This is a genomic window from Streptomyces sp. NPDC051664, from assembly GCF_044453545.1.
Classification (GTDB): Bacteria; Actinomycetota; Actinomycetes; order Streptomycetales; family Streptomycetaceae; genus Streptomyces.
In genome coordinates this window covers 1-22,601 of sequence record NZ_JBITCU010000057.1, presented here as the reverse complement: position 1 = coordinate 22,601, position 22,601 = coordinate 1, and the positions used below count along the sequence as shown (strand labels likewise).

The 22,601-nt window shown below is 67.9% G+C and carries 18 protein-coding genes and 1 tRNA gene; 10 read left to right on the top strand and 9 right to left on the bottom strand.

The genetic code is table 11. The features are described from left to right. Positions 1-253: 253 nt before the first annotated feature. Genes ACIA8E_RS40020 through ACIA8E_RS40010 form a run of 3 tightly spaced genes read right to left on the bottom strand, consistent with a single transcriptional unit; the run spans position 254 to position 4,135 of the window. The gene (locus tag ACIA8E_RS40020; RefSeq protein ID WP_399306654.1) at positions 254-2,401 is read right to left on the bottom strand and encodes an acetate--CoA ligase family protein; all 2,148 of its coding nucleotides are present in this window, start codon (positions 2,399-2,401) and stop codon (positions 254-256) included. Positions 2,402-2,403: 2 nt separating this feature from the next. Then, positions 2,404-3,633 carry a formyl-CoA transferase gene (gene frc, locus ACIA8E_RS40015; protein WP_399306651.1) on the bottom strand — a complete coding sequence of 410 codons (1,230 nt, stop codon included), beginning with the start codon at positions 3,631-3,633 and terminating at the stop codon, positions 2,404-2,406. Positions 3,634-3,649: 16 nt separating this feature from the next. Further along, a complete protein-coding gene (locus tag ACIA8E_RS40010) occupies positions 3,650-4,135 on the bottom strand; it encodes a thiamine pyrophosphate-dependent enzyme (RefSeq protein ID WP_399306647.1) in 486 nt (161 codons plus the stop codon). 61 nt (positions 4,136-4,196) lie between these two features. Between ACIA8E_RS40010 and sucC the strand changes: the two genes are divergently transcribed. From sucC to ACIA8E_RS39995, 3 genes are all read left to right on the top strand, one after another. Continuing rightward, entirely contained in the window at positions 4,197-5,330 is a 1,134-nt protein-coding gene (sucC, locus tag ACIA8E_RS40005; protein ID WP_399306644.1) for an ADP-forming succinate--CoA ligase subunit beta, read from the top strand. 11 nt (positions 5,331-5,341) lie between these two features. Further along, positions 5,342-6,265 (top strand): succinate--CoA ligase subunit alpha, encoded by a 924-nt coding sequence (gene sucD / locus ACIA8E_RS40000; RefSeq protein WP_399306641.1) that lies wholly within the window; start codon positions 5,342-5,344, stop codon positions 6,263-6,265. Between the two features lie 300 nt (positions 6,266-6,565). Beyond that, complete coding sequence (locus ACIA8E_RS39995; RefSeq protein ID WP_399306638.1) at positions 6,566-8,134, top strand: aldehyde dehydrogenase family protein; 1,569 nt, start codon at positions 6,566-6,568, stop codon at positions 8,132-8,134. Positions 8,135-8,155: 21 nt separating this feature from the next. Here ACIA8E_RS39995 and ACIA8E_RS39990 read toward each other — a convergent pair whose 3' ends face one another. After that, positions 8,156-9,460 (bottom strand): DUF2254 domain-containing protein, encoded by a 1,305-nt coding sequence (locus tag ACIA8E_RS39990; protein WP_399306636.1) that lies wholly within the window; start codon positions 9,458-9,460, stop codon positions 8,156-8,158. 224 nt (positions 9,461-9,684) lie between these two features. Between ACIA8E_RS39990 and ACIA8E_RS39985 the strand changes: the two genes are divergently transcribed. After that, positions 9,685-9,769 (top strand) — tRNA-Leu (locus ACIA8E_RS39985). Between the two features lie 388 nt (positions 9,770-10,157). Here ACIA8E_RS39985 and ACIA8E_RS39980 read toward each other — a convergent pair. The 3 genes from ACIA8E_RS39980 to ACIA8E_RS39970 all read right to left on the bottom strand — a co-directional run bounded on the left by ACIA8E_RS39980 (position 10,158) and on the right by ACIA8E_RS39970 (position 15,678). Next, positions 10,158-12,035, bottom strand: coding sequence for a CocE/NonD family hydrolase (locus tag ACIA8E_RS39980; RefSeq protein WP_399306633.1), 1,878 nt, complete (start codon positions 12,033-12,035; stop codon positions 10,158-10,160). A gap of 709 nt (positions 12,036-12,744) precedes the next feature. After that, entirely contained in the window at positions 12,745-13,953 is a 1,209-nt protein-coding gene (locus ACIA8E_RS39975; protein WP_399306657.1) for an Ig-like domain-containing protein, read from the bottom strand. A 264-nt stretch (positions 13,954-14,217) separates the two neighbouring features. Then, a complete protein-coding gene (locus ACIA8E_RS39970; protein ID WP_399306630.1) occupies positions 14,218-15,678 on the bottom strand; it encodes an amino acid permease in 1,461 nt (486 codons plus the stop codon). A gap of 526 nt (positions 15,679-16,204) precedes the next feature. Between ACIA8E_RS39970 and ACIA8E_RS39965 the strand changes: the two genes are divergently transcribed. The 5 genes from ACIA8E_RS39965 (at position 16,205) to ACIA8E_RS39945 (ending at position 19,899) form a co-directional block, all read left to right on the top strand. Next, positions 16,205-16,510, top strand: coding sequence for a WXG100 family type VII secretion target (locus ACIA8E_RS39965; RefSeq protein ID WP_399306627.1), 306 nt, complete (start codon positions 16,205-16,207; stop codon positions 16,508-16,510). Further along, positions 16,510-18,279 (top strand): RNase A-like domain-containing protein, encoded by a 1,770-nt coding sequence (locus ACIA8E_RS39960; protein ID WP_399306624.1) that lies wholly within the window; start codon positions 16,510-16,512, stop codon positions 18,277-18,279. The genes ACIA8E_RS39965 and ACIA8E_RS39960 overlap by 1 nt, the downstream gene beginning before the upstream one ends. Before the next feature lie 28 nt (positions 18,280-18,307). Then, the gene (locus tag ACIA8E_RS39955) at positions 18,308-18,868 is read left to right on the top strand and encodes a hypothetical protein (RefSeq protein WP_399306621.1); all 561 of its coding nucleotides are present in this window, start codon (positions 18,308-18,310) and stop codon (positions 18,866-18,868) included. A 61-nt stretch (positions 18,869-18,929) separates the two neighbouring features. Next, the gene (locus tag ACIA8E_RS39950; protein ID WP_030980544.1) at positions 18,930-19,229 is read left to right on the top strand and encodes an RNase A-like domain-containing protein; all 300 of its coding nucleotides are present in this window, start codon (positions 18,930-18,932) and stop codon (positions 19,227-19,229) included. Positions 19,230-19,242: 13 nt separating this feature from the next. Further along, complete coding sequence (locus ACIA8E_RS39945; RefSeq protein ID WP_399306618.1) at positions 19,243-19,899, top strand: contact-dependent growth inhibition system immunity protein; 657 nt, start codon at positions 19,243-19,245, stop codon at positions 19,897-19,899. A gap of 280 nt (positions 19,900-20,179) precedes the next feature. Here the strand turns inward: ACIA8E_RS39945 and ACIA8E_RS39940 are convergent, their stop codons facing one another. Beyond that, positions 20,180-20,860 (bottom strand): DUF899 family protein, encoded by a 681-nt coding sequence (locus tag ACIA8E_RS39940; protein WP_399306615.1) that lies wholly within the window; start codon positions 20,858-20,860, stop codon positions 20,180-20,182. A 111-nt stretch (positions 20,861-20,971) separates the two neighbouring features. Continuing rightward, the gene (locus tag ACIA8E_RS39935) at positions 20,972-21,796 is read right to left on the bottom strand and encodes an N-formylglutamate amidohydrolase (RefSeq protein WP_399306612.1); all 825 of its coding nucleotides are present in this window, start codon (positions 21,794-21,796) and stop codon (positions 20,972-20,974) included. A gap of 184 nt (positions 21,797-21,980) precedes the next feature. Here ACIA8E_RS39935 and ACIA8E_RS39930 point away from each other — a divergent pair, with 184 nt between their 5' ends. Beyond that, entirely contained in the window at positions 21,981-22,142 is a 162-nt protein-coding gene (locus tag ACIA8E_RS39930) for a hypothetical protein (RefSeq protein WP_399306609.1), read from the top strand. Positions 22,143-22,601 lie beyond the last annotated feature (459 nt).

Genomic DNA, 22,601 nt, shown 5'->3' with positions numbered 1-22,601 from the left:
AGCACCATGGTCCAGCGCGGTCTCCGCATGATGTCCCGATCGCTCTCACCGAGCCGGAACACGCGGCCGTTGCGGTCCGTCACCTCCCTGAACGGGACGGATGTGGAGATGTCTGTCGTCGTCATGATCGATCGAACCCCTTGCGTGGAAGAAGTCTGGCCGGCGCCCCCTGTCCGTTCCCACTTCGCGTCGCCCGGGGTCTGTGGCCGAGCGGTTCGCCGCAGACCCCGTGGTTCGAGCTCTCGCCGTCAGTTCATCGATCACCGTCCAGCAGCCCGGCCGCACGGGCCCATCGGTACTTGGCGCCCAGAGCGGCCACCGGCTTCTCCGTCGTGTACGGGTACGCGACGACGCCGTGCTCGAAGAGGTACTGGCACGCCTCCTCCACCTCGGTGTCGCCGGCCAGCGACGCCACCACGGGCTTCTCGGTCCCGCGCTCGCGGAATTCCGCGACCACCCGTGCGGTCAGCTCGGCGAAGACCATCGGGGGAGTGACGATCGTGTGCCAGTAGCCGAGGACCAGCGCATGGATGCGGGGGTCCTCCATGCCGAGGCGGATCGTCGCCTCGTACGTGGACGGCGGCTCGCCGCCCGTGATGTCGATCGGGTTGCCGGCCGCACCGAACGGCGGAATGAACGCCTTGAACGCCGCGTCCAGATCCGGCGGAATCTCCATGAGGGAGAGCCCGTTGTCGACGATCGCGTCCGACAGCAGCACGCCCGAGCCGCCCGCCCCCGTGATGATGACGACGTTGTCGCCCTTGGGCGTCGGCAGCACGGGCAGCGCCCGCGCGTACTCCAGCATGTCGTTCAGCCCCGGCGCCCTGATCACCCCCGCCTGGCGCAGGATGTCGTCGTACACGGCGTCGTCGCCCGCCAGCGCCCCGGTGTGCGAACCCGCTGCCTTCGCGCCGGCGCTGGTACGGCCGGCCTTCAGCACCACGATCGGCTTCTTCGGTACGGTCGCCCGCGCCGCCTCGACGAACGCGCGCCCGTCCTTGAGATCCTCCAGGTGCATCGCGATGCACGTGGTGTTCGGGTCCTCGCCGAACCAGGTCAGCAGGTCGTCCTCGTCGATGTCGGACTTGTTGCCGAGCCCGACGATCGCCGACACACCGGTCTTCGTCGAACGGGCGAAGCCGAGGACGGCCATGCCGATGCCACCGGACTGCGAGGTCAGAGCCACCCCACCCTTCACGTCGTACGGGGTGCAGAAGGTGGCGCAGAGGTCCTGCCACGTCGAGTAGTAGCCGTAGATGTTCGGCCCGAGCAGCCGTACGCCGTACCGCTCGCCGATCGCCACGATCTCGTCCTGCAGCGCCTGTTCACCGGTCTCGGCGAATCCGGAAGGGATGAGGACCGCATTGGGTATCCCCTTGCGCCCGACCTCTTCCAGCGCCGATGCCACGAACTTGGCGGGGATCGCGAAGACCGTCACATCCACCTCACCGGGAATGTCCGCGACACTCCTGTACGCCTTGCGGCCCAGAATGTCATCGGCCCGGGGGTTCACCGGATGGATCTCCCCGGAGAAGCCGCCGTCGATGAGGTTGCGCATCACCGAATTGCCGATCTTGCCCGGCTCGTTGGAGGCACCGATCACGGCGACCGAGCGGGGCTCCATCAGCCGGCGCATCGATGCGAGGATCTCCTCGCGCGGGTAGGTACGCCGTTGCTTGACCGTCTCCGTCGCCAGCAGGATCCGGATGTCCGCCGCGACCGCACCGTCCGGAGCGGCGATGACCGGATTGAGGTCGACGTCGGCGATCTCCGGGAAATCCGTGACCAGTCGGGAGACCCGCCGGATCTGCTCGGCCAGCGCCCCCCGGTCCACCGGCGGCGCACCCCGCACCCCGCGCAGGATCTCGGCCGCGCCGATCGAGTCGAGCATCGACAGCGCCTCGTCCGCAGTGACCGGGGCCAGGCGGAAGGTGATGTCCTTGAGCACCTCCACCAGCACGCCGCCCAGCCCGAAGGCCACGACCTTCCCGAACGTCGGGTCGGTGACCGCGCCGACGATGACCTCCTGGCCGGGCGGCACCAGCTGCTGCACCTGTACACCGTCGATCCGCGCGTCGGGCGCGTACGCCCGCACGTTCTCGATGATGCGATGGAACGCGGCACGCACCTGAGCGCTGCCTTCCACCCCGACGACGACACCGCCGGCATCCGTCTTGTGCAGCACATCGGGGGAGACGATCTTCAGCACGACCGGTCCGCCGAGCCGGTCCGCGAAGGCCACCGCCTCGTCGACGTCCTGTGCCAACTCCTCGCCCGGCACGGCGATCCCGTACGCATCGGCGACGATCTTGCCCTCGGGTGCGGTGAGGGCGCTGCGTCCGGCGGCCCGGACGGAGTCGAGCAACGTCCGTACGGTCTCGCGGTCCTGTGATTCGACCATGCTCAGATGACTCCGTTCGTCTTCAGAAGCCGTAGCTCCTCGTCGCCGAGGCCCAGCTCACCGACGTACACCTCTTCGTTGTGCTCGCCGAGCAATGGCGAAGCCACCACATCCACCGGGGAGTCGGAGAGCTTCAGCGGGGAGCCCACGGTGGTGAACGTGCCGCGCTCCGGGTGCTCCACCTGGACGACCATCTCGTTGGCGACCAGGGACTCGTCCTCGATGATCTCCTGGGTGGAGAGGATCGGGCCGCACGGGATGTTGTGCGCGTTCAGCCGCTCCAGCACCTCCCACTTGGGGAGCGTCGCGGACCACTCCTCGATGAGCTGGAACATCTTGTCGAGCTTGGGCAGGCGGGCCTCGGGCGTCGCCCACTCGGGGTCGTCCACCAGTTCCGGGCGCCCGATGAGCGAGGCGAGGGGCTGCCAGCCGACGGGCTGCACGATGACGTACACGTAGTCGTTGGGCCCGCCGGGAGCGCACCTCACCGCCCATCCGGGCTGCCCGCCGCCGCTCGCGTTGCCGCTGCGCGGCACCTCGTCGCCGAAGTCCTCGTTCGGATACTCCGCCAACGGCCCGTGTGCCAGCCTCTGTTGGTCGCGGAGCTTCACCCGGCACAGGTTGAGCACCGCATGCTGCATGGCGACGTTGACACGCTGGCCGCGTCCGGTGTTCTCGCGCTGGAACAGCGCGGCCAGAATGCCCGCGACCGCGTGGATGCCGGTTCCGGAGTCTCCGATCTGCGCGCCGGTCGCGAGCGGCGGACCGTCCTCGAAGCCGGTGGTGGACATCGAGCCGCCCATGGCCTGGGCGACGACCTCGTACGCCTTGAAGTTGGTGTACGGGCCCTCACCGAACCCCTTGATGGAGGCGTACACGATCCGTGGATTGATCTCCTGGATCCGCTCCCAGGTGAACCCCATCCGGTCGACGGCGCCGGGCCCGAAGTTCTCCACCATCACGTCCGAGCGGCGGATCAGCTCGGTGAGGATCTCCTTGCCGCGCTCGCTCTTCGTGTTGAGGGTGATGCTCCGCTTGTTGCAGTTGAGCATCGTGAAGTAGAGGGAGTCGACATCGGGCAGATCGCGCAGCTGTTTGCGGGTGATGTCGCCGCTCGGCGCCTCGAGCTTCAACACGTCGGCGCCGAGCCAGGCGAGCAGCTGGGTGGCGGAGGGGCCGGACTGTACGTGCGTCATGTCGAGGACGCGCACGCCCTCAAGAGCTTTGGTCATGCAAAGGGCTCCTCTGCTACTTGTACATGGTCTGGTTCATGGTTCCGGGGGCGTACGCGTCGGGGTCGACCCAGACGTTGATCAGCGACGGCAGTCCTGACTCCCGGGCCCGCTGAAGTGCCGGCGCGATGTCGGGGGGGTCGCGCACCTCCTCGCCGTAACCACCCAGCATCTGGGCGAACTTGTCGTAGTGCACGTCGCCCAGGGTGTTGCCGACCCGCTCGCGCGTGTCGCCGTACTTCGCCTTCTGGCCGTAACGGATCTGGTTCATCGAGGAGTTGTTGCCGACGATCCCGACGAACGGGAGGTTGTAGCGGACCAGCGTCTCGAAGTCCCATCCGGTCAGGGAGAACGCACCGTCGCCGAAGAGCGCCACGACCTCCTTGTCGGGCCGCGCCTGCTTCGCAGCGAGCACGGACGGGATCGCAGGAGCCATTGCCCGCGCTCCCGCTGTACATTGCATACAGTCGACGAATACTGTATGAAGCTTGTTATCCCGCATCCGGTGGGTGGTGTCCAGGGGGCGAGCGGCACTTTCACAATCGGCACGATCGGGAGTGGCTATGGATCTGTACGAGCACCAGGCACGGCAACTCTTCGCAGAACACGGCATAGCGGTACCGGAGGCCGAGGTCATCGACCGCGCGGCCGACGCAAAGGAAGCAGCGGGCCGGCTCGGTGGCCGGGTCGTCGTCAAGGCGCAGGTGAAGACGGGCGGCCGGGGCAAGGCGGGCGGAGTCAAAATCGCGGCCGACCCGGCGGCCGCCGAACTGACCACCCGCCAGATCCTCGGCATGGACATCAAGGGCCACACGGTGCGGTCGGTGATGCTCGCCCAACCCGTGGAGATCGAGGCGGAGTTCTACGTCAGTTACGTACTCGACCGAACCACCGGCACCTTCCTTGCCATCGCCTCCGCAGAGGGCGGCATGGAGGTCGAGGAGGTCGCCGCAACCCGGCCGGAGGCAGTGGCCCGCATTCCGATCGACCCCGTCCAAGGAGTGACGGAACGCAAGGCCGCACAGATCGCCGCAGCGGCGGCCCTGCCGCCCGAGGCCGCCCCCGTGCTCCAGCGCCTGTGGCAGGTGCTCACCAGGGAGGACGCCCTGCTGGTCGAGGTCAACCCCCTGGTCCGTACGGTGGACGGCCGGATCCTCGCGCTCGACGGCAAGGTGACCCTCGACGACAACGCCCTGTTCCGCCAGTCCCGTTGGGGAACGCGGACCGGTGATCCGCACAGAGACCCACTGGAGTCGGCGGCCGCGGCCAAGGGCCTCAACTACGTCAGACTCGACGGCGAGGTCGGCATCATCGGCAACGGCGCCGGACTGGTCATGTCCACCCTCGACGTCGTCGCCGGCTGCGGTGCCCGCCCGGCCAACTTCCTCGACATCGGCGGCGGCGCCTCGGCAGGCATCATGGCCGACGGCCTCTCCGTCATCCTCTCCGACCCGGCAGTGAAGTCGGTCTTCGTCAACGTCTTCGGAGGCATCACCTCCTGCGACGCGGTCGCCGACGGCATCGTCCAGGCACTGCGGTCCGTACGCCTGACCAAACCCCTCGTCGTCCGCCTGGACGGCAACAACGCCGCCCGTGGCCGCGCGATCCTCGACGCACACGCGCACCCCCTGGTCGAGCAGGCCACCACGATGGACGGCGCCGCGCGCCGAGCGGCCCAACTGGCCGACGCAGCCTAAGGAGACCGGACATGGCCATATTTCTCACCAAGGAGAGCAAGGTCCTCGTCCAGGGGATGACCGGCGCCGAGGGCATGAAGCACACCCGCAGGATGCTCGCGGCGGGCACCCGGATCGTAGGCGGTGTCAACCCGCGCAAGGCGGGCCGGAAGGTCGGCCTCGACGGCACCGAGGTCCCCGTCTTCGGCTCCGTACGCGAAGGAATGGACGCCACCGGAGCGGACGTCACGGTGGTCTTCGTCCCGCCGCCCTTCGCCAAGGCGGCCGTCATGGAAGCGGCCGACGCCGGCATAGGCCTGGCGGTGGTCATCACCGAAGGGATCCCGGTCCACGACGCGGTGGCCTTCCACGCCCACGCCCGTACCCGCGGCACCCGCATCATCGGCCCCAACTGCCCCGGCGTGATCACCCCCGGCCAGTCCAACGCGGGCATCATCCCGGCCGACATCGCGCCCGGGCCGGGGCGGATCGGCCTGGTCTCGAAGTCCGGCACGCTGACGTACCAACTGATGCACGAACTCCGCGACATCGGCTTCACGTCGGCGGTGGGCATCGGCGGCGACCCGGTCATCGGCACCACACACATCGACTGCCTGACGGCGTTCGAGAACGACCCCGACACGGAACTCATCGTCCTCATCGGCGAGATCGGCGGTGACGCGGAGGAACGAGCGGCGGCGTATGTCACTCAGCACATCACCAAGCCGGTGATCGGCTACATCGCGGGCTTCACGGCCCCCGAGGGCAAGACGATGGGCCACGCGGGTGCCATCGTCTCGGGCTCGTCGGGCACGGCGGAGGCCAAACAGAAGGCGCTGGAGGCGGCAGGGGTACGGGTCGGCGCCACACCGACGGAGACGGCCGGACTGGTACGGGAGAAGCTGGGGATTCCCGGCCCCTCGGACACGTCCGGCTCGTCGGGCACAGGCAGCTAGTCGGACAGTTTCAGCCCGTCCGGGCGACGATCCAGCCCGTCCCGGCGATTGAGGACCGGGGTGCGGGGCGGAGCCCCGGTTTCGGGAAGGGGCGGGTAGGGGAAGGCCCGCCGCAGGCGCCCACCCCCGCGACCACGGCACCCACCCCGCACCCCGGTCCCGACCCTCACCCCCGACCGCGTGACGTCCCTCACCACTGAGGCAACACCCCTGCCTTCCCCGCACCGGCTTCACTACCGTCCGGTAGGAGCAAGCCGTCCCACCTCCCGCCCCGACTGTGCACCGAGAGCGGAGACTTCCATGGCACCGACCCCACCCATCAGCGCCAACGCCCCCTCCCTCACCCTCAAACCAGGCACAGCCTGGTCGGACGCCTGGCAACGCTGCCTCACCACCGCCCCCGAGGCATTCCAGGCCGACCGTGTCCTCAACCTCTGGGCTGCGTCCTGGCAGCAGGACGGCCGCCCCCTCCCCGCCACCAGCCCCGTCGACGGCACTCCCATCGCCGGCCCGCCCCGCCTGGACGCCTCGACGGCCCAACAGGCGGTCCGGGCCTCCCTCGACCAGCACCGCGCCTGGCGTCACATCCCGCTCGCCGAGCGCAGCGCCCGTGTTTCCGCCACCCTCGACGCGCTCACCGAGCACCGGGAACTCCTCGCGCTCCTCCTCGTCTGGGAGATCGGCAAACCCTGGCGCCTCGCCCAGGCGGACGTGGACCGCGCGATCGACGGTGTCCGCTGGTACGTCGACAACATCGACCGCCTCCTCGCCGACCGCACCCCGCTCCCCGGCCCGGTCTCGAACATCGCCAGCTGGAACTACCCCATGTCCGTGCTGGTCCACGCGATGCTCGTACAGGCCCTGGCCGGCAACGCGGTCATCGCCAAGACCCCGACCGACGGCGGCGTCGCCTGTCTCACCCTGGCCTGCGCCCTCGCCGCACGCGAGGGCATCCCGCTCACCCTCCTCAGCGGCAGCGGAAGCGAACTCTCCGCACCCCTCGTCCGCTCGTCCGAGATCGGCTGCGTCTCCTTCGTCGGCGGCCGGGACACCGGGGCGCGTATCGCCACCGAAGTCGCCGACCTCGGCAAACGGCACATCCTCGAACAGGAGGGTCTCAACACCTGGGGCATCTGGAACTTCACGGACTGGCCGTCCCTGACCGCCGTCATCCCGAAGCTCTTCGACTACGGCAAGCAGCGCTGCACCGCGTACCCGCGTTTCGTCGTCCAGCGCAGCGCGTTCGACGAGTTCCTGTCGGCCTACCTCCCCGCCGTCCGCTCACTCCGCACCGGCCACCCCCTGGCGGTGGCGGACCCGACAGGCCCGCTCCCCACCCTGGACTTCGGCCCGCTGATCAACGCGGCGAAGGCCAAGGAACTGGCCGATCAGGTGGCGGAGGCCATCGACCGGGGCGCGATCCCTCTCCACCGAGGATCGACGGCCGACGCACACTTCCTCCCGGGACAGGACACCAGCGCGTACCTCCAACCGGTCACGCTCCTCAATCCGCCTCCGTCCTCCCCGCTCCACCACGCGGAACCGTTCGGCCCGGTCGACACGATCGTCCTCGTCGACACCGAGGCGGAACTCCTGGCCGCCATGAACGCCTCGAACGGCGCCCTGGTGGCCACGCTCTCGACCGACGACCCGGCAACGTACGAGCGCCTGGCGCCACAGATCCGCGCGTTCAAGACCGGCCACGGCACCCCCCGCTCCCGAGGCGACCGGGACGAACTCTTCGGCGGCTTCGGCGCGTCCTGGCGCGGCGCCTTCGTGGGGGGCGAACTGCTGGTCAGGGCGGTGACGGACGGCCCGGCAGGGGAGCGCCTCCCCGGCAACTTCCCGGACTACCACCTGATGCCGTGACACCCAGGAGGAGCACCCGCCTCACCTGATCCCCTGACGATCGGGAATGAGCGCGAACTCCCGCTCGGTGACGTCGGGCACCGTGCGCTCCACGGCCTTCACCAGGAGCTCACGGTGCCTGAGCAGCGCGCCCTTCCGGTCCTCCGGGGCCGGCACCACCACATCGTCGATCCCGGCCAGCATCCGCCGGGACACCTGCGGACTCCTCGTCGCGCACCATCGGATCTCCTCGAAGGCAAGATCCACCAGATCGGTCCACTCCGTTCCGTCCTGCACGAGCCGCACCGCACCCGCCCCGTCCCGGTGCTGCACCGCCCCGAGCGGCAGGTGCACCATGGCGGCCAGCAACTGCACGATGCGGTCCAGGCACTGCACGGCAGTGGTGGGATCGTTCACCGCCGGGGACAGCGCCCGCAACGCGATGTCCGAAAGCTGACGCAGCCCGAAAGCCGGATCCTGGTGCGGTGTGCGCTCGACTCCCACCGAGATCGTGCACCTCAGCATCCGCCCCGGCGGAGCGGCCCCACCATGAACGGCCAGTACCGGCGTGCCCGGCACCATGAAGTCCCCGATCCGCGGGATCAGCCGCAACACCACCCCCTGCCGCCGGGCAGCCCGCACCAGCCGTGCCACATTCACATCGCGCAGCACCCCCGCCCGCCCCGAGTACCCGATCCGACCGGTCTCCGCCCCGAGCGGCAGCGCTTCCCGCACCTCACCGGGCATCCGCGCGAGCTCCCGCAGCGACTCATGGGTGATGCGACCGACGACCGGTCCCACCTGCATGAGCCGCAGCGTCGAGCTCACGTATGCGATGAACAGCAACAGGCTGAGGCCCACCATGGCCAGCGTCAGCGTGCTCTGCAGAAGCGGCACGGACGTGACCCGCCGTGGGTCGCTCTCGCTCTCGTACGAGGTCAGAACCAGCAGCGAGAACGCGAACGTCGCCAGGAACACCGTCAGCGTCAGCTTGGTGATCCGGCTCCTGACGAAGATCCGCACCACCCGGGGCGTGAGCTGACCGCTCGCCATCTGCACGGCCACCAGCGAGATGCTGAACACGACACCGATGAAGGTCATCATCGCCGAGCTGACGGTGGTGACGATGGTCCTGGCATCGTCGGCGAACCTGATCAGATCGCCGACTTCCTCGTACGCCTGCTCGTCCTTCAGGTGCGTGACGATCTCCGCATCGAGCGCCGAGACGCCCCACCACAGCGCGAAGGAACACAGCAGACCCACCGTCGGAGCGAACCAGAACGTATCGCGCAGGTGCTCACGCAAGGGGGACAGCGTCCGGGGCCGCCGATAGCCGCGATCACTCATGTCCGCGAAGGTAGCCCGGCCACCCTCACCAGGCCCGCAAGCCGCCCGGCGAACCTCCGGAGCACTGTGCGTATATGAACGGCTCCGGACCGTACGCGATGCTCCCCGGGCCCCTCGTGCGCACCCACCACACCGCACTGACCACCGAATATGCAGATGAGAGGCACCCCAAACCCCTGGTATTGTTTCCTTTGTCGCCGCGGGAGACCGGGGCCGATCACCTAGTCCGGGTGGCGGAATGGCAGACGCGCTAGCTTGAGGTGCTAGTGCCCTTTATCGGGCGTGGGGGTTCAAGTCCCCCCTCGGACACCGAACGGCAATCTACGGGTTGTCGACATGTGCTGGTTGAGACTCGTCTCAACCAGCACTTTGTGTTTTCCGGGGTCGTAGACGAGGGCGAGCCCGAGATGGCGGTAGATCTCCGCCTTGTCCGCGGCTGCCGCTTGACGGACGGCGGCGGTCAGGCGCTGATGGAGCGTACGAGCCGGGTGATCTCGTCACGGGTCATTCAGCAGAGGCACTGGCATCGCCCACTCGTCGTCAGTCAACTCCCCCTGCCACACATGATCAGGACAACGAGGCACTGATCGGGGGAGACGTCGCCCGGTGCCTGGGCTGGTGCCTGGGTCGGCGCCGGACGGTGCTCCGGAGCGGGTCCGGGAGCCGTGCCGGCCGGCGCCGACCTGTGGGCGTGGGATCAGATGTGGCCGCCGGGCGTCACGGTGAAGGATGCCTGTCCGGCCGGCAGGTCCACCGTGTACTGGCGCAGGTAGGTGTCCAGGTACGGTGAGCGGTCTCCCTGGGTGGCTACGTCGTCGGATGGATCGTCCAGGGACAGCCTCAGTACGGCGCCCGAGACTTTGATGGTCTGACCCGATGGGGTGTCACGCCACGACCCGGTCTGGATCGAGCCGATCTCCACGGCCAGGACATGCCCGGCCGCCAGCGTCCAGTCGGTCGCCTTGAGGTCGATGCTCATCCGGCCCGCCTTCAGCAGGGAGACCTGCTCGTCGAACATCACGGCCTTGCCGTCCGGGCCGACGTCGTAGAGCTTGAGCATGACGTTGCCCTTGCCCTTCGCGGTCAGCGAGATGTTCGGTGTGGCGGTCACCCGTACGCCCTGGGTGAGTGGCTGCGACCAGACGAAGAAGCTGGAGCCGACCTCACCGGGCTGCTGCCTCTTAGCAATCCCCTTGGCCAGACCCTTGGGCGCCGGCTGCTCGGTCGCCGGCGCGTTCTCCATGTCCCAGTTGCCCGACGGCTGCACTGCCTTGGGCGCCGTTGTGCCGGCTGCGGCAAGGTTGGCGCGTGCGGAGGCATCGCCGTCGTCGAGGTATCTGCCCCTCCCCAGCGGGAGGGTGACTCCGCGCTCCACCACCGGCCAAGTCTCTTGAGCGCGCCAGTGACCGGTGGAGTCCTCGACGGAGTACGTCGGGTAGTCGACCGAGGGCCGAACTCCCTTGAGGTACTGGTCGTAGAAGGACAGCGTCTCGTCGTACCAGCCCTCGCGACCCATGGCCAGGCGACCGTCGCTCACCCGGTCGCCACCACGCACGTGGTCCCACTGGCCGACCCAACCGCGCTCCGGGCCGGTGTGGTTGGTGAGGTACTCCTGCATCTCCTCGGGCTTGGTGTTGTTCTCGATGAAGCCCTGGGTGACGAAGAGCGGCGTCTTGGTGCCCCGAGCCATCTTGGCCAGGTCACGGGAGGTCCAGAACGGGTCGTTCCGGTCGGATATCCGGTAACCGGCCGAGTTCTCCGTCAGGCACCCGGGGTGGTCGTCCTCGTACCGGGCGTTGGCCTGATAGCGCACGTCGTCGTCCGACAGCGGGGCCATCGTGGCAATGCCGTTGTAGGCATTCGCGGTTCCGGTCACATTCGGGCGGGGGACGCCGTTGGAGTAGATGTACTGGTACATGTCCCAGAGAGGTTCCCCGGCGACAACGGCCTTCAGCGCGGACTGCTTCAGGTCGTTGCCGATGAGCCCGGTGACGGCATCGTAGGACTTGCCGTACATGCCCACCGCGCCGGTCGACCACGGCTGGCTCGCGGCCCAGTTGATCGCGGCCTTCACGTCGGCCTGCTCACCGGGACCGCCCCAGTCGAGGCAGCCGGTCGAACCGCCGAAGCCGCGCAGGTCGACCATGAGGAACGCGTAGCCGTGGGCGAAGAGGTCGCTGCCCTCGATGAAGTCCTGGAAGCGATTCGAGGGACCGGTGTGGGTCCAGCCCTCGGGGTTCGTCTGGCCCATGTGGCCGAAGTACGGACCGATGGAGAGGATGACCGGCACCTTCTGCCCAGTGGGCACGCCTTCGGGCATCAGCAGGTCGCCGTGCAGTTCGGTGCCGGAGTCGTCCGAGGACGGGAAGTAGTGCTGGGTCCAGACCGAGCCCTTTGGGACACGGTCGTTCTGCTCGTGCGTGATGTCGTCGGTCGCGGTGGCGACCGCCGTGGTCGGGGTCCGAGCGGAAGCGGCGTCCGGTGACGCGACGGCGGGGCCGGCGAGTGCGCCGGTCAGCGCCAGAGTGGTGACGAGTGCCGAGGCGGCCCAGCCGGGCGCGCGACGTCTGTTCACATGTTCTCCCGAGTCGTCGGTACGGAGCGGAACGGCGTTTCCGGTCGAGCGGCAGCGCCCTGCCCGCCATCGCAGCGACGACGGACTGTCGTAGACATGTCAGGAACGGGATCACGTGTGTGAACCCTGGCCGGAACCTTTGGCGAGCGAGCCTAAGGTCAGCACTGAAACGCGTCAACGGTGCTGTGTTGCCGTCGTGTTACTGATGTGACGGGAACAAGTTCGCTTTTTGTAGGGGAGGTTGTGGGAGACGACGGTGGAAATGTCTGCTGCATCCCAGCGGATGGGGCTGGTTCGTCATGTCGGCCCGGTCTTCGTCGGCCCCCGCCACGACCCTGAAGGGGGCAGCCGGGAACCGCCCTGGCCGCCTGTCGGCCGGACCGCAGGATGCGCCGTGGAGGGAGGACGTGATGGACGACGCCGTGCATGACCTGTGGCCCCGGGGGTCTTGAACACCGCGCTGTTCGCGATCAGCTTCTTCCGTCGCAGTACCAGGCGGGACCGGCGGGCGATGGGCGCGCAGCACTGGTGTCGAACGGCCCCCGGTCCGCCGACATCGGTCGTCTGTTGGGCGACGTGACGCAACCGCCGTCCCGCACGCGGCGAGGGATGCTCGAGCGCCCTGACGCCGCAGGCGGCGGGCGACACGGTGTCGCCCGCCGCCTGGCGGAAGGGATTCAGGTTCAGATTCCTGAGGAGTGACGTGGCGTCAGCCGGTCGCGCTGCCCGCGACCCACTCGCTCCACGGCATGTTCCAGTCGCTGAGGCCGTTGTCGGGGGCCAGAATGGTCTTGTCTTCGGAGTTCTTGACGATCACGACGTCACCGATCATCGAGTTGTCGAAGAACCACGCGGCGGGCTGCTTGCCGTCGCCGCCGCCCTTGACGTCCTTCAGGCCCACGCAGCCGTGGCTGGTGTTGACCTTGCCGAAGAGCGCGTCGGCACCCCAGTAGTTGCCGTGGATGAAGGTGCCCGAGGCGGTCAGGCGCATGGCGTGCGGTACGGCCGCGATGTCGTAGGAGGGACTGCCGTCCTTCTTCGTGAGGCCGACGGTCGCACCGTTCATGTGGACCTGCCTGAACTTCTCGGAGATGACCATCTGACCGTTGTACGTCGGGTGCTCGGTGCTGCCGGACGAGATCGGGATGGTCCTGATCGTCTTGCCGTCCCGTACGACGGTCATCTGCTTCGTCTTGGCGTCGACCGTGCTGATCTGGCTCCGGCCGATCTTGAACGTGACCGTCTTCTGGGTGCCGTGGAGGTCGAGCGTGACGGTGACGGTGGAGCCGGGCTTCCAGTGGTTCTTGGGGCGGAAGTCCAGGCGGTCGTCCTTGAACCAGTGGCCGACGACCTGCTGACCGCTGCTGGAGCTGACCTGGATCGTCGACTCCACGCCGGCCTTGTCGCTGATCGCCTTGTCGAAGTCGACCGTCACCGGCATGCCCACGCCGACGGTCGAGCCGTCCTCGGGGGAGAGGTGCCCGATGAAGTTGTTGGCCGGGGAGAGCGTGGTGATCGTGGCGTTCCCGGTGACGGAGCGGCCCTTGGCGTCCTTGGCCTCTGCGGTGACCTGATACCTGGTGGCCCGCTCCAGCCGGCCGTTCGGTTTCCAGGACGTGCCGTCGGCGGACAGGGTGCCCGGAACCTCGGCACCGGTCGCGACGGCGGTCATGGTCACCTTGGTGAGCTTGCCGTCGCTGACGGTGACCTTGACGGAGTCGTTGATCCCGACGTCGTAGGAACCTTGCTTGGGCGTGATCTTTATTCGGGCGTCGGAAGCCTCCTGGGTGGCCGCCTGATCCGCCCGCGCCTGCGGTTTCGGGTGATTCCCGACATCGTTACCGCTGGCAGCAGCGTTGCTGGTACCGCCGAGGGCCGCGAGTGAGACCACACCGCCGAGTACACCGACTGCAACCATCAGCCGGGTGCGTGCTTTACGTGCCGTGATCAAACGCTTCTCCCGTGTCACTAATCGTTGAATCCCTGGAGCTGGATGCCGAGGGAGTGCAGCTAGCTATAAAGCCATTTATATGGGGTCATCTGTACTTAATGGGTAAATTGTGCTGAAGGCCACGCGCCGTCGAGCGCGTCACCGAGGCCCTGCTCGACTGACGGGTGGCACGGGAACGGCCCCCCGCGGAAGGAAGCCTTCCGCGAGGGCCGTCGCCGGTACCGAGGACCGTCAGGCGTCCTCGCGTTCCCGCGCCAGGTCGTTCACCCGTCGCCGGACGACGAACCAGCCGCCGACCAGCGCGGCCGCGATCAGCGGCAGGCACATCACGGTCGTACGGCCCACTCCGCCGCCCCACCACATCAGGAACACGACCGTGGCAAGGAATGCCAGCGTGACCATCTGCGTGTACGGGGCCCAGGGCAGCTGGTACGAAGGGCGGGTGACCCGGCCGTCGCGTGAGCGATGCCAGAACAGCAGCGAACAGAGCATGATCATGCCCCACGTGCCGAGGATGCCGATCGACGCGAAGTTGAGGACGATCTCGAACGCCTCGCCCGGCATGACGTAGTTGAGCCCGACACCGAGGACACCGAAGCCGGCGGTGAGCAGGATGCCGCCGTAGGGCACCTGCCCCTTGTTCATCCGCCCGGTGAACTTGGGAGCCGACCCCGAAAGCGCCATCGAGCGAAGGATGCGGCCGGTGGAGTACAGCCCGGAGTTCAGGCTGGAGAGCGCCGCGGTCAGCACGACAAGGTTCATCACACCGGCCGCGCCCGGGATGCCGAGCTTGTCCATGACGGTGACGAACGGACTCTCGTCCCCCGAGTACGAGGTGTACGGCAGCAGCAGGGCGAGCAGCACCACCGAGCCGACGTAGAAGAGACCGACACGCCACATGATCGAGTTGATCGCCTTGGGCATGATCTTCTCGGGGCTCTTCGTCTCACCGGCGGCCACGCCGCACAGCTCGACGGACGCGTACGCGAAGACGACACCCTGGATCACCAACAGCATCGGGAGCATGCCGACGGGGAAGATGCCACCACTGTCGGTGATCGTGGAGAAACCGGGCGTGTGACCGTCCACCGGGTGCTGGGTCACCACCAGGAAGATGCCGATCAGCATGAACGCGACGAGGGCGCCGACCTTGATGATCGCGAACCAGAACTCCATCTCGCCGAAGTACTTCACCGAGATGAGATTGGCCGTGAGGACGACGGCGAGGGCGATCAGCGCGAGGATCCACTGAGGGACGTCGCTGAACATGCCCCAGAAGTGGGCATAGGTGGCAGCCGCGGTGATATCCGCCACCGCCGTGGTAGCCCAGTTCAGGAAGTACAGCCAGCCGGCCGCGAAGGCGCCCTTCTCGCCCATGAACTCACGGGCGTACGAGACGAAGGCGCCGGAGGACGGCCGGTAGAGCACCAGCTCGCCCAGTGCGCGCACGACGAAGAACGCGAAGACGCCACAGACCGCATAGGCGATGGCCAGTGACGGACCCGCCCCGGCCAGCCGGCCGCCCGCGCCCAGGAAGAGCCCGGTGCCGATCGCTCCGCCGATGGCGATCATGTTGATGTGGCGGGACTTGAGGTCCTTGCTGTACCCGGCATCGCCGGCGTCCACGTGGGGGGAGCCCGCCGCCGGTGGGGCGGCAACGAGCGTTTCGGCCGCTGTGATGCGGTCACTCATGGAGAGGGTTCGCCTTTGTGAGGGGAAGGTGGGCGTTCCCGGCCGTGGCGGGCCAGGGAGTCGTCACCGTGACACGGTCCGACGCCACATCATCCGGGAATCCTGCGATTCTGGCAGTGCCCAACGTCACGCAGGAACAAATCTGAGGTAGATCAGAGGTTACGGAGCAGTAAGCAAGGGGGGTGTCCGGGTGTCGTGAGGCGGCGATGGCGCGGCCTCCCCGGGTGAGGCGCTCGCGGGCTTGGATCCGGCCGGACACTGCTCCTCCGAGGGCTGCAGGGGCGCGAAGGGTGGCGCAATCCCGAATCCCGGTGGCGCGAACGGCAGGCAGCGCTCGGCGAGAAGGCCACTTCATGTCTCCAGGGCCAGGTCGCCGCTATTCGCATGCGGAGGCGCCGGCCGCCGAGGGTGAGGCGGGCGACGACATGCCCCGGTTGGTAGCGGAGCTTCTTCGGTACAGCGGCCTCAAGCTCGCTGTTCAGAGGGAGAACGCGCGTGGACGTCTGAACCACGGGGGATCAGCACCATGCCGGACGAAGACCGGATCACCGTCGATTTCGCCACCCTGCAGCGACTTTCGGGGGATCTGGAGGCGATCCTCCGCGTCCTCAACGAGAAGCTGGACACGCTGTACGAGCGGGCCACTAAGGTCGTGCTGAGCTGGGACGGTGAGGCACGTGAGGCCTTCATCGACGAGTTGGACAAGTGGAGCCACTCCGCCGACGACCTCAAAGCCACCCAGGCCTGGCTCCACGAGGTAGTGGTGAAGGGGCACCTGAACTACGCCGCGGCCAACAGGTCCGTACTCGAAGGCTGGGGAGGCGGCGCCTGATGGCCGGCCCCTCCTCACCCACCCAGTCACCGGGTGGCAACGGCACCATCGACGTCAAGCCGAGCGATCTCTGGTCGGTGTCCGGCCGGGTCGCCGTGCAGCAGGAGTACCTGTTACGCGGTGCCAACAAGCTTCTGGGGGAGCTGGGCAAGTACCCCGACGCAGGGGGCGCCGGCACCGAGGCTCGGAAGTTTGCCCAGTCGTACATGAAGATCGGCAATCGCTGGCTGGAGGTCTGGGGCCGTTCCGTGCTCAGCGTCGGCGGTGTGGCGGTCGGGTTCACCGAGACAGCCAACGCCTACACCAGGGCTGACGCAGCGGCCCACCCCAAGCCGGGGAAGACGGCCGAGCAGCGCCCGCGGCCCGCGGTCATCGACAAGGCCCCGAACTTCTACTCGATACCCGACATCAAATGGGGTGACGACGACGGCGGCGACGACATCCTGCGCGGCCTGATGGAGGGCATCCCCGAGGTGGTCCGGGACGTCCTACAGCCGCTGTGCAAGAACGTGTTTCGGGTCGGAAGGGTGGCGGACGTCCACCCCTTCCCGCAGCAGCACTACCTCAACTCCCTGTGCCACAGCTGGATGAACGTCTCCGTCGACGCCTCGATGGGGGCGGACCAGCTCACCCAGGCCGTCGGTGCCATCACCAACCACCAGCAGTCGGACTGGGAGGCCGCGATGCGGACCTTCTGCAGCGCCCTGTGGGGAGGGACGGCGTGGGGGCAGCAGCGGCATGGCTATCAGTGGGGGCAGACCGCCAACTCCGGTCCGGGCACGCCCCGCGTCCCCACGGGCAGCGAGCCAGTCCTGGCCGTACTGAAGGACACGGCAGACAACATCGCCACCATCCTGCGCGAGTACGCCGAGGCCGCCGTCGATCTCAACCGCGACGTCGCGGACGAGCTCCACCGCGCCATGTGGAAGGCCGCCAAGGAGATCATCGAGGACCTCGCCAAGCCCAAGGACCCTAAGAGCATCCTCGGCACCGTCACCTCCGTGATCGGCAAGGGCGCGGGCCTGATCCTGTCGTTCGACGTCAAGACGGTACTGAACATCGACACGAGCAAGCTGAACGGGATCGTCGATAAATACACCGGCATCCTGGGAGGCCTGACCGCCCGCATGGAGGCGCTGAAAGATCCGCTGGACGAGGCATACCTGAGCGCCCCCAAGTTCGAGGCCGGCGTCGCCCGTGCGCACGGCTTCGGTACTCGGGCCCTGGAGGAGTTCAAGGACTCACAAGTCTGGTTGAAGATTGACTCGACCGGCAAATACGACCTGAACCTCGCCGCCAACGAGTACATGGGAGACGGCCATACCCTGGACAAGCACGTCGGCAAAACGGACGAGCAGCTGGCGCAACGCCTGCGTGACCAGCAGTCGAACGACCCGACCGCGGCCTGGCCGCACGGCAAGCCCGGGCTCAGCGGCTCCTCTGCCTTCCCGAACTATCAGCGTGCGGAGGAGCTGACCGAGCGCAATCTCAACAAGAACAAGGTCGCCATCGAGGCATGGATCAAGGGCCCCCCGCCGGCGTCCGACGGCGACGTCAAGTCGTTCTACGACACGGCGCCCAACGGTGAGACCAGCGGCCGCAGCGTGAGCAAGCAGCCGGTGGACCCCAGCGACCCCTTGTCCGGGTACAAGCAGGGCGGCCTGAACGCCAAGGCCTACGACGTACACGGCATCGACACGCGCATCCGGTACGACAGCAGCCGCACCCCGCCGTTCACCGTCATGACGTCGATGCCCTCCAAGCCTTAGCGACCCCGCCGAGAAAGGCCAGCACCACATGCCCGTCGACCAGAGGTCCTGGGAAGCCGCGGTACGCCACCTGTACGAGGACGCGTACCCGTACGACGCCACAGGCCCGCGTCGCCACAAGGACTGGGTCCTTGACGTCCTCGCGCTGATGGCGCGGATCCCGGACCCTCGGGGCTGGGCCGGTCTCGACGACGCGGCACAGGCCCCTGAGCGCGAGGCATCCCCCACCTACCCCTTCGCCGTCCACCCCCCGGAGTACGTCGCTGAGCGCCTCAGGGAGATCGACCGGGCCAGCGCCGAGAACCTGCTCCTGGCCCTCACGGACGACTGCTGCACCCTGTCCAACCTGGCCCGCTTCGCAGAAAGCCAGGAGGAGATGCGGGCGATGGCACGCACGATCCTCGCGCGTTACGGGGAGGGGGCCAGCTATCACACCAACGTCGACAGGCCCGGCTCCGTACGCGGCACACTCGACTTCACGACGCCGAACTGGGGGTACAGCCCGCTGAGCGTCTACACAGAGGACTGCGGCCTGATCGTCGTCTCGGACACCGAGGTGGGCATGTTCTGGAACTTCTCCGACTACTGATCCGCCTGCCTGCCCCCGTACGAGCGCAGCTCCTGAGCAGGTGATTTGAGAGGATGCCCCCGTGTTGACCCGTTCCGCTTCCTACCCCGACCGGGAGACCGCGCAATGGGCCACCCAGCAGGTGGTGACCGCCAACGAGCAGGCCATCCACCGCTGGCTCGCCCAGAACACTCGGGCCCGCCTCACCGTCGAGGCCGCCTGGCCCTCCCGCGAGGAGCCCGTGGGCCGGGTCCAGCTGGAAGCCGAGCTGCTGGCGGGCCGCGGACCCGTCGACGTCCGCGCGGCGCGCGTGGTGCTGCGCCGCGAGCCGTCGAGCCCGCACGGCTTCGTCGTCCACACGACCGTCCCGTTCTACCTGTAGGGGTCGCACGCACATGTCCATGAAGCCCCTCGAACACGACCGCCGGTACGGCGAGCTGGACCAGGTGATGCGCGCGTACCTGGGGCAGCCGGCCGACGACACCCCGGAGCGGCGCAGTCGTGCGCTGGACGCCTACCTCCGTCACACCTGGCACACCCGCCCCTCGGCTATCGCGGAGGCGGAGCGCCAACTGCGCGAGTACAGCCGCAACCCTCCGGGCCGCATCCGGCAGGACCTGGGCGAGTTCTACGCGATCCCGGACACCGGAAAGCCGCAGTCGGAGATCGGCGGCTGGCTGATGGTGCTGGCCGACCACCTGAAGAAGAGCATCGAGGAAGGTGACGTCCCGGAACCGTCGTCCCCGCAGACGCACTGGGAGTGGCACGCGCGCATCCCGGAGACCGCGCAACTGCTCGGCGGCTGGTTCTCGCAGGACATCGTCGACGAGTTCGCCGGCCACGACGCCGCCGTCGCCGACTACGCCGCCACCACTGACCCCCAACTGGTCGCGCGCCTCGTCGGCGAACTCCACGAGCTGCTCGCCCTCCCCCTGGACGAGGGGGACTACGCCTTGGCGGCCGCCGAACTCGGCATGGAGGTCGGCCCGCCCGAGCCGTTCTCCCACGGCGCCTGGTTCCAGTCACTGGCGACGATGCTGTCCAGCACCTGACCCGGCCTTGAGGCCGCCATCCACTCGTGCACGAAGTCCCAGGTCAGCGGACCCGGGACAGCACCGTCGTCCAGACCCACCAGGGCCGGCGGACGCAACGCGGAGCCTCGGAAGCACAACCTCCACTGAATCGACAAGAACGCCTAGCTAGCGTCGCCGTTTCGGTCGCGGTGATGAAGTGTCGCTGATCGTCAGTTGTCACATTGCCGTCCACCTGGACCGAGAGAACCCCTGGACAAGGTTCATCGTCCCAGCTCAGCAGGCACTTGGGTGCTTCCGGCTAGTAGCTCAGTTCTGCGAACCAGTTGCCTCGGCCTTGGCGGGTGAGGTCGAGGATGTGCCAGACCGGGCTGAGCAGGTCGATGCCGCGTTGGTCGATGTCGTCGGACATTCGGGGGTGTGCCGAGTAGAAGTGGCGTACCGAGCCGTCGCTGTCGCGGGTGAACACCGACACCGTCGAGTCCTGGTTTCCCTCGGCGTCCTCGCTGTCGAGGTCGTATTTGAAGGTGCCGGCCCCGGCACTGAGCAGCCGCAGGTTCTCCCACTTCCGGTCCCGTGCGTGCGCGCGGAGTGTGGGCAGGTCGGCCGCGGCGACAATCGCGAAGTCGTCGTTCTGCGCGACGTGGTGGGCGATTCCGTTGAACCCGTCGATCCACATCGTGCACATCGGGCACGGCTGCGTCTGCTGCTTGCCGTACATGAAGTGATAGACGACGAGGTCGCGCCCGGGCGCGGTGAACAGCTCGCTCAGCCGCACGGTCTTCACCGGCACATCGCCTGCGTCGAGATTCGCGGGGCCTTCCTCGAACGCGTAGTCGTAGACGAGGGGCCCCAGCGGCAGCCGGCGGCGCAGGTCAGCGACGCGTTCGCGGTGACGCATCAGCTCGATCTCGGCCAGGCGCAGCTCCTCGCGGGCGCTGACGCGTTCGGTCGACTCCCCGACGAGATTGGTCAGACGCATCGCTACCTCCTCGAGGGACCGGCACGGAGCTGCTGCCCTGGTCACCATTGTCTGTTCCTGCACGGGGGCTCGCGAGGCGGCAGTGTTGCGGTGAAAAGCATGGGCCGGGTGTCACGCCCGTGCATCCTGTTCGCTCGCACCGGACAGCGCGCCGACCAGGGCGGCCAGCGCCGACGCCAGCGCGGTCGATCCGGTGGGGTGGGCGGGGCCTCCCGGCTCGGTCATGTACACGTCCCGGCGGATTTCGATCATCAGCGCGCTGACACGCGGGTCCACGCCGTAATGCTTCAGCGGTACGTACGTCCCGGCGAAGGGGCTGTTGATGCCCGTGCCCCCGAACCCGGCGAACGCCTCCTCGGCCTGGGCCAGCAGGTCCGGCGGTGTGTGGAACGCGTCGGTGCCGAGGCAGATCGGTGGGCGCGGCCCGGTGCTGTGTAGTTCGTAGGGAAGCGGAGCCGACGGATAGGAGTGGACGTCGATGACGACCGCGCGTCCGGTGGCCGCCAGGCGTGCGTCGACAGCGGCGGTCATTGCTGCCGCGTACGGGTGGAAGTAGCGGTCGATCAAGGGCTGCGGATCTACGTCCGGTGAGCGAAGGGGCTCGCGGTGCGTGGTCTGGGTGTAGACCGCGCCCATGCCGACGGCCAGCATCTCCTCGCGTTCGTCGGGGAACCGTTCGGGATCGATGACGAGTCGCGACAGACCGTTGACGAACCGCCACGGCGTGAGAGGTGTGGCCGTAGCCGCCTCGGCGGCCAACTCGGCCGTGTGGGAATCCGTGATGTGGTCGAGTTCGAGATCCAGAGCCTCGTCGTCCAGCATGATTCCGGCGCGTACGTGATCGGGGACGACACGTGCCGAGTGCGGTACGTGCAGCAGGACCGGTGACGCGGGCGCTCCGGGCAGGAGGTGGAACGGCGGGAGGGCATGGCCCATGGAGAGGTTCCTTCGGGGTGGCGCAGGTGCAGGACATGGCCGGGGTGCAGTATCGGTCGTGCAGTCTCCCGCCCCGCTACTGGATTATCTGCCAAGGGCGTTGCGGGGCTTGCTGGAGACGGAGAAGTCCCCGATCCGACGGACGCCCCCTTGCCGAAGCGGTTGATTCCGACGGAGTCCGCGCATGTCCATTGAGGTCGTGTACGAGACCCACGCCACCACGCCCGACAACGAGGCGGGGATCGCCACGGGCCGGCTGCCGGGCACACTCTCGGCGACCGGCCGCGTACAGGCCGGCGAACTCGGCCGCCGCCGCGACGACGGCATCGCCGCAGTCGTCACCTGAGGGCAGGGAGTCGATTCGCAGGCGCACCACTGGATAGGCGATCGTTTTCCGGAGATCGCCTGTGCGTGGGGCTCGCTGTGGTCGACGTCTTCTATCAGGGCTGCCGGCCGGAACGCCGTCCCCATGGCCGGCTCATTCACGCGGCCGTACGACGCTGAATCAGCCCCGGTACGCACCGTCGGCAGACCCGTCAGGCCCCGGCTACCGGTCCTCGAGCACCGGCCAGGATTCCCCGCCGACGAGCGTCGATATTCCACCACCACGCCATCAATGCAGAATGAATTTCTCGCATTACAGTGAGTGAATTGGGTGCCCTCAATATGACGCAGGCCACATGATCTGGGTCACTCTTGTGCCGGTTTGGGGCATTTGCCGTGTGGGGTGGCCCATATGACCGGCGTCACTCTGAAGACGGATAGTAGGCCATCCGGACCCGCTCCCCGGCCTCGAAGCCACTTC

What these genes read in the sequence shown, in the direction of transcription:
- ACIA8E_RS40010 (WP_399306647.1), bottom strand. Translation starts at nt 4,135, where the DNA reads ATGCGGGATAACAAGCTTCATACAGTATTCGTCGACTGTATGCAATGT.
- ACIA8E_RS39960 (WP_399306624.1), top strand. Translation starts at nt 16,510, where the DNA reads ATGGCCGGCCCCTCCTCACCCACCCAGTCACCGGGTGGCAACGGCACC.
- ACIA8E_RS39935 (WP_399306612.1), bottom strand. Translation starts at nt 21,796, where the DNA reads ATGGGCCATGCCCTCCCGCCGTTCCACCTCCTGCCCGGAGCGCCCGCG.
- ACIA8E_RS39930 (WP_399306609.1), top strand. Translation starts at nt 21,981, where the DNA reads ATGTCCATTGAGGTCGTGTACGAGACCCACGCCACCACGCCCGACAAC.
- ACIA8E_RS40020 (WP_399306654.1), bottom strand. Translation starts at nt 2,401, where the DNA reads ATGGTCGAATCACAGGACCGCGAGACCGTACGGACGTTGCTCGACTCC.
- sucC (WP_399306644.1), top strand. Translation starts at nt 4,197, where the DNA reads ATGGATCTGTACGAGCACCAGGCACGGCAACTCTTCGCAGAACACGGC.
- sucD (WP_399306641.1), top strand. Translation starts at nt 5,342, where the DNA reads ATGGCCATATTTCTCACCAAGGAGAGCAAGGTCCTCGTCCAGGGGATG.
- ACIA8E_RS39970 (WP_399306630.1), bottom strand. Translation starts at nt 15,678, where the DNA reads ATGAGTGACCGCATCACAGCGGCCGAAACGCTCGTTGCCGCCCCACCG.
- ACIA8E_RS39940 (WP_399306615.1), bottom strand. Translation starts at nt 20,860, where the DNA reads ATGCGTCTGACCAATCTCGTCGGGGAGTCGACCGAACGCGTCAGCGCC.
- frc (WP_399306651.1), bottom strand. Translation starts at nt 3,633, where the DNA reads ATGACCAAAGCTCTTGAGGGCGTGCGCGTCCTCGACATGACGCACGTA.
- ACIA8E_RS39945 (WP_399306618.1), top strand. Translation starts at nt 19,243, where the DNA reads ATGTCCATGAAGCCCCTCGAACACGACCGCCGGTACGGCGAGCTGGAC.
- ACIA8E_RS39955 (WP_399306621.1), top strand. Translation starts at nt 18,308, where the DNA reads ATGCCCGTCGACCAGAGGTCCTGGGAAGCCGCGGTACGCCACCTGTAC.
- ACIA8E_RS39995 (WP_399306638.1), top strand. Translation starts at nt 6,566, where the DNA reads ATGGCACCGACCCCACCCATCAGCGCCAACGCCCCCTCCCTCACCCTC.
- ACIA8E_RS39990 (WP_399306636.1), bottom strand. Translation starts at nt 9,460, where the DNA reads ATGAGTGATCGCGGCTATCGGCGGCCCCGGACGCTGTCCCCCTTGCGT.
- ACIA8E_RS39965 (WP_399306627.1), top strand. Translation starts at nt 16,205, where the DNA reads ATGCCGGACGAAGACCGGATCACCGTCGATTTCGCCACCCTGCAGCGA.
- ACIA8E_RS39975 (WP_399306657.1), bottom strand. Translation starts at nt 13,953, where the DNA reads ATGGTTGCAGTCGGTGTACTCGGCGGTGTGGTCTCACTCGCGGCCCTC.